Genomic DNA, 5,482 nt, shown 5'->3' on the forward strand with positions numbered 1-5,482 from the left:
AAGGCAAAGGGCCGCCGGTAAGTCGAGCCGCCATTAGGCTACCATCAAACGCTTGCCGCGGAGAAATCATGTCCAAACCAATATTTAAGCGAGTTTTACTCAAGCTCTCAGGTGAAGCACTGCAAGGTGACGAAGGATATGGGATCAGCCCACCAATCTTGGAGAGTATTGCATCCCAAATCAAAGATGTTGTTGAGCTCGGCATTGAATTGGGCATCGTCATTGGTGGTGGAAACATCTTTCGTGGTGTTGCGGCCAGTGCTCAAGGCATGGACCGGGCTTCAGCGGATTACATGGGAATGCTCGCAACCGTTATTAACTCTATGGCACTTCAGGATGCACTGGAAGCCCAAGGAATAGAAACTCGAGTTTTGACGGCTATTGAAATGCAGGAAATCGCGGAGCCCTACATTCGGCGTCGTGCGATGCGGCATTTGGAGCAGCAGCGGGTCGTTATCTTCGGTGCCGGTACAGGTAACCCCTATTTCACGACAGATACGGCAGCTTCTCTTCGCGCGATGGAAATTCATGCAGAAGCCATTCTCAAGGCAACCAAAGTAGACGGTATTTACGATTCAGACCCAATGAAGAATCCTGATGCTGTAAAATTCGACGATTTGACCTATCTAGAAGTGCTCCAGCGCGACCTCCATGTTATGGATTCTACTGCGATTTCTCTTTGTAGAGACAATAATTTGCCAATCGTTGTTTTCAATCTCCACGAAAAGGGTAATATTCGCCGAGCGGTCATGGGTGATAAAATAGGTACCGTTGTGGGCAAACTTGATCGATAATATAGCGCGTAAAACGATTGCTGGAGAAAAGTTGATATGAGTCTTGAAGAAGAATGCATGCAGGAACTGGGTGAGAGTATTGATAGCTCTATTCAGTCCCTTAAAAGTGGCTTGGTTAAGTTGAGAACTGGTCGCGCGAACATATCGATTCTTGATGACGTAAAAGTCGATTACTACGGTACGCCAACTCCGTTGAGTCAGTGTGCTCAGCTTTCAGCTCCTGAGCCTCGTTTGTTGACCATCAAACCTTGGGAAAAAGGCTTGGTCAGTGCAATTGAGAAAGCGATTATGAATGCCCAGCTGGGTATCAATCCACAGAACGATGGAGAGATGGTTCGATTGCCGATACCTCAGCTCACTGAGGAGCGCCGTAAGGATCTCGTTAAGCAAGCTCGTCAACGCGGCGAAGAATGCAAGATTGCTGTTCGTAACCACCGACGAACCATCAACGATATGCTCAAGGATGCGGAAAAGGAAAAAGAAATCTCTCAAGATGACCTAAAACGAGCTTTGGAGCAGGTGCAGAACCTTACCAACGATGCAGTGAGCAAAGTTGATGAAGTTTTGTCGGCAAAAGAAGCAGAGATTTTGGAAATCTAAGATTCCAATGAGTGACCCGGTCCGAGTATCTTTAGATAGAGAAACCCCACGCCATGTTGCCATCATTATGGATGGTAATGGTCGATGGGCTCAGCGGCGTGGTTTGCCTCGTTTAGAGGGGCACCGGCGGGGCGCCGACACCGTGCGTGATATTACGACGGCAGCTCGGGAAATCGGCCTCAAGTACCTCACCCTGTATTCATTCTCAGTTCAAAACTGGCAGCGACCTGTTGACGAGGTCAAAGGATTGATGGACCTGCTTGAAGAGTATTGCATCGGTGAGCGTGAACTTTTAATGAAGCACGACATACGGTTAAATCTCATAGGCCGACTCTCGAATTTACCTGAATCCACGCGCCAAGCATTTGAAGAACTTCGTGAAGTAACCAAAGACAATAGCTCCATGGTGCTCACATTGGCCATTGATTATGGCGGCCGTGAAGAACTTATAGAGGCTGCAAAAGCGATGGCTGAGGCTGTGGCTGAAGGTAAGCTCCAGCCCGAAGATATCGACGAGACTAGATTCTCGTCGCAATTAGGCACCTCCGATATACCTGATCCGGATCTCATGATTCGAACATCGGGCGAAGTAAGACTCTCGAATTTCCTTTTATGGCAATCAGCCTATACCGAACTTTTGTTCACGGACGTACTTTGGCCGGATTTTGACCCTCTTCAGTTTAAAGATTGTATGACAGATTTCAGTATGCGCCAGCGGCGCTTCGGGGCCACACCTGAGCAACTTGAAACCAATGAAAAGATGGGGCGAGCCAAGTGCTAAGAACCAGAATATTATCCGCGATGGTTTTTGCGCCTGCCTTACTTTGGGTCATTTATGAAGGCGGCTTTGTTTGCCAGGCTGTTTGCTGGGTGCTCAGCCTCTTGATGCTTTGGGAGCTTTTATCCATGAGCCCGGCTGACGGTAAGAGCCCCGTTGCTCTTGTCACCTACGGGGTCACGGCCGCTACATCGGCGGCGATTCTCGGGTTCATCCCTGCAGAGCACGCCGTCTTAATTTTACCGGCCGGTATCCTTGGTATTTGGGCGTCATTCTTGGGCCGCGTTGGGTCGATTGAAAAAGCACTGCTCACAGTAGGTACGATGATTCTTGGAGTCGTCTATTGCGGTGCGATGATTCCTTATTTGGCTCGTATTCGCGATATGGAGGGCGGCTTAGGTTTAGCTCTGGCTGCGTTGTTTTGTACTTGGAGCGGAGACACTGGCGCTTACTTTTCAGGCCGTGCGCTCGGTAAAAACAAACTTGCCCCTGTGATTTCTCCTAAAAAGACCATTGAAGGTGCCGTAGGTGGAGTCGTTGCCGCGATTGCCATGGCATTTATTCTCCGGCATTTCTTCATGCCGGAATTGGCGCCGCTTCATGCTTTAGCCGTGGGCGCAATTGCGGCAGTGGCTGGTATTGTTGGGGATTTATGTGAGTCCCTGCTCAAGCGAAGTACGGGTATCAAAGACTCATCGAATTTAATTCCCGGTCACGGCGGTGTTTTGGACCGTTTTGATGGTGTGATGTTTGCTGCGCCAGCGATTTTTCTTTACGTTTCCCTGGTTGTTTAGCGCGCCCAGCGGCTGCGCCCCTTGACTCTTTGCCTAGCCGTACCGAAGATTGTAGTAATTATGGAATTCATTCAAAACTTTGGCTACTTCATTGTATTTATCGGTAGCTTGGTCTTCTTCCACGAATTGGGTCACTTTTTGGTGGCAAAATTTTTCGATGTGAAAGTACTGAGTTTTTCGCTCGGTTTTGGTCCCGAACTCTTTAGCTTTCGGCGCGGTGAGACCACTTACCGAGTCGCACTCTTACCACTGGGCGGTTACGTGAAAATGGTGGGCGAGCTGCCCGGCATGGACATGGATCCGGAAGACCTTCCAAGGGCATTGACCTCGAAACCTCTCTGGCAACGTACCGCTGTTGTTGCGGCTGGACCTATCGCCAACTTTCTCCTCGCATTAGTCGTTTATTTTGGGATGTTCTTTGGCGCTCATACTTTCGCAGACACGAAGCTGGGCGTCGTAAGCGTTGGAGACCCTGCGTGGAGTGCCGGCATTCGGCCGGGTGACAAGCTCCTAAGCATCAACGGTAAAGAGCTTGAGCAGTGGAGCGATGTCATCAAGAGCGTTGGCTCTCGGCCGGATGAAGAGCTCATTGTTGAATATGAACGCGCCGGAACCGTTTACAGCACGAAGATTAGAGCCCGCGGTGAAGACGGTGAAAATGTTTACCGTGAAAAACAGCGGCGCGGTAAAATTGGTATTCTGAACTTCTTTATCAAACCTGAAGTAGCTATCCTCGACGAAGAGAGTCCAGCGCATCGGGCGGGGGTTAAGTCAGGTGATTTGATTACGCATGTGGCCGACGTACCTGTGGAAGCGTGGCACGAAGTACGCCAGGCTCTGATGAAGATTCCCGCAGGATCAGCACTAACGATTGCAGTCCTTCGCAACAATGAGCCGATGACGTTTACGCTCTCTCCCGATGTTCAACCGGCAGAGATGCCAGTGGGACTATTAAGCTCGGCGGATATGGCCGGCGGCTACACAGGACTCGTTTCCAGGGAAGTTGTTGTTAATAAGCTCGACGAGGATACCCCCGCAGCCCATGCCGGTTTGCGAGTCGGTGACCGCTTGGTCAAAGTTTCGATGAAATCCGCAGATGGTGCATTTATTGAACGTCCCATCGGTGTGTGGAGTACAGACCTCGCTTCGTTCCAGGGCTCAGATGCACGCAACGAATTTACGTTAAGAGTTCAAAGAGGGCGTGAGTTTATCACCACACAGGTTAAGCTGGCCTCTGAAGAGCTGACCGATGATTTTAAGAATGTCCGTACACGTTATATCTTCGGTGCATTCAATGACCGAACGCTTTTTGAACCCTACCGTCTGGAAAAAGACCTTGGTTACGGTGAGGCGCTGATGTTTGCCGGGCGTCAAGTGTTCCAAGATATGAGCTTGATAACCGAAGGCATGAGTAAGCTTGCCACGGGTGTTGTTCCGCTGGCAGACCTTGGCGGCCCGATTATGCTTTGGGTCATCGCCGAGAAAAGCGCACGTAAAAGCCTTCACGATTATCTAAGGTGGCTCGCTGTGATCAGCGTGAACTTAGGGCTTCTCAACCTGATGCCCATACCAGTACTCGACGGTGGGCATCTACTTATGTTTGGGATCGAAGCTGTGCGCCGCAGACCCCCATCTGTCAAAGTTCGTGAGATTTCGAACCTTGTGGGCATGGTTTTTCTGCTCTTTTTGATGGTGATTGTTTTTAGCAACGACATCATGCGATTTATCATTCCGTAGAGCAGTTTCATGACAGATATCCTATCAAGCTTTCACCGTGATGCTCTGGCGAATCTTAGCCAAGACGCAGGCGGACCTTTACTTAGCATCGATACTTCGACGACGACGGCCAGCGTTTGCATGGTGGGCTGGCCGGGGTTCGAGCCTGTGTCTCATATTGAGTTTGAGCAGGGCTCTGTCCCATCTCAAGCGTTGGCCGAAGAGATTTATCAAGCGATGACGAAGTCTGGCATTTCTGCCACCCAGATTAAAGCGATAGCAGTCGGTCTGGGGCCAGGTTCATTTACGGGGCTGCGAGTAGGTCTGGCGACCGCTAAAGGTTTGTCGTTGGGCGCGGGAATGCCGCTTTACGGGTTTTCAAGCCTCGCGCTCTGGGCGGCTTCTTCGGGAAAAGAACAAGCGGCAGTGGTATTGGATGCACGCCAAAAAGAGATTTACTCGGCACTTTATACCTGCAGCGAGGCTGCGGTCTGTGACGCCGTTATTGAAGATGGCACACGAACACCAGCCGAATTTAAAGCGTTGATGCCAGAAACCAACGCGGTCTTGGTTGGTGATGGAAAAGAAGTGTTTGGTGAAGACAACGGGTGGATGGATTCGGTTTTACCAGATGCGGCTTTTGGCCTCTTGATGTTGGCGGATAAAATAAGAGCGGGCAACGGTGATGACTTAAGGCTCTTAAATCCTAACTACCACCGAATCACTGAAGCTGAGCGTCAAGCCCGTCTTCGTCGTCAATGAATATACTCTCGAGCTCTTGAGCGTTTTCCTCGGGCGCG

6 protein-coding genes are annotated in these 5,482 nt (G+C 50.3%); all 6 read left to right on the forward strand.

Annotation, left to right across the window (positions count from 1 at the left end; genetic code table 11):
* Positions 1 to 68: 68 nt before the first annotated feature.
* Genes HOK28_15225 through tsaB form a run of 6 tightly spaced genes read left to right on the forward strand, consistent with a single transcriptional unit; the run spans position 69 to position 5,444 of the window.
* Positions 69 to 794, forward strand: a complete 726-nt coding sequence (locus HOK28_15225; protein MBT6434449.1) for a UMP kinase — start codon at positions 69 to 71, stop codon at positions 792 to 794.
* Positions 795 to 851: 57 nt separating this feature from the next.
* On the forward strand, positions 852 to 1,394 hold the full coding sequence (gene frr, locus HOK28_15230) for a ribosome recycling factor (GenBank protein ID MBT6434450.1): 543 nt from the start codon (positions 852 to 854) through the stop codon (positions 1,392 to 1,394).
* A 7-nt stretch (positions 1,395 to 1,401) separates the two neighbouring features.
* Entirely contained in the window at positions 1,402 to 2,175 is a 774-nt protein-coding gene (locus HOK28_15235; GenBank protein ID MBT6434451.1) for an isoprenyl transferase, read from the forward strand.
* Positions 2,169 to 2,966 (forward strand): phosphatidate cytidylyltransferase, encoded by a 798-nt coding sequence (locus tag HOK28_15240; protein MBT6434452.1) that lies wholly within the window; start codon positions 2,169 to 2,171, stop codon positions 2,964 to 2,966. Before HOK28_15235 ends, HOK28_15240 begins: the two co-directional genes overlap by 7 nt.
* Positions 2,967 to 3,026: 60 nt before the next feature.
* A complete protein-coding gene (locus HOK28_15245; GenBank protein MBT6434453.1) occupies positions 3,027 to 4,703 on the forward strand; it encodes a PDZ domain-containing protein in 1,677 nt (558 codons plus the stop codon).
* Positions 4,704 to 4,712: 9 nt separating this feature from the next.
* Entirely contained in the window at positions 4,713 to 5,444 is a 732-nt protein-coding gene (tsaB, locus tag HOK28_15250) for a tRNA (adenosine(37)-N6)-threonylcarbamoyltransferase complex dimerization subunit type 1 TsaB (protein ID MBT6434454.1), read from the forward strand.
* Positions 5,445 to 5,482 lie beyond the last annotated feature (38 nt).

Source organism: Deltaproteobacteria bacterium (assembly GCA_018668695.1).
Taxonomy (GTDB): Bacteria; Myxococcota; XYA12-FULL-58-9; order XYA12-FULL-58-9; family JABJBS01; genus JABJBS01.